Consider the following 347-nt stretch of genomic DNA (forward strand, 5'->3'; position numbering starts at 1 on the left):
GCTGCGACTGATGGCCCTATGCCACAGACTCGTGAGCACATCCTGCTGGGTCGTCAGGTAGGCGTTCCTTACATCATCGTGTTCCTGAACAAATGTGACATGGTTGATGACGAAGAGCTGCTGGAACTGGTTGAAATGGAAGTTCGTGAACTTCTGTCCCAGTACGACTTCCCAGGCGACGACACCCCAATCATCCGTGGTTCTGCTCTGAAAGCGCTGGAAGGCGATGCAGAGTGGGAAGCGAAAATCATTGAACTGGCTGGCTTCCTGGATTCTTACATCCCAGAACCAGAACGTGCTATCGATAAGCCGTTCCTGCTGCCAATCGAAGACGTATTCTCCATCTC

1 protein-coding gene is annotated in these 347 nt (G+C 52.2%); it reads left to right on the top strand.

The window, feature by feature from the left end:
• Window positions 1-347, top strand: a 347-nt coding sequence (locus ACH1XZ_RS23240; protein WP_395597311.1) for a GTP-binding protein, incomplete at both ends; no start/stop codon positions are given.

This window comes from Kluyvera chengduensis (genome assembly GCF_044197065.1).
Lineage (GTDB): Bacteria > Pseudomonadota > Gammaproteobacteria > Enterobacterales > Enterobacteriaceae > Kluyvera > Kluyvera ascorbata_C.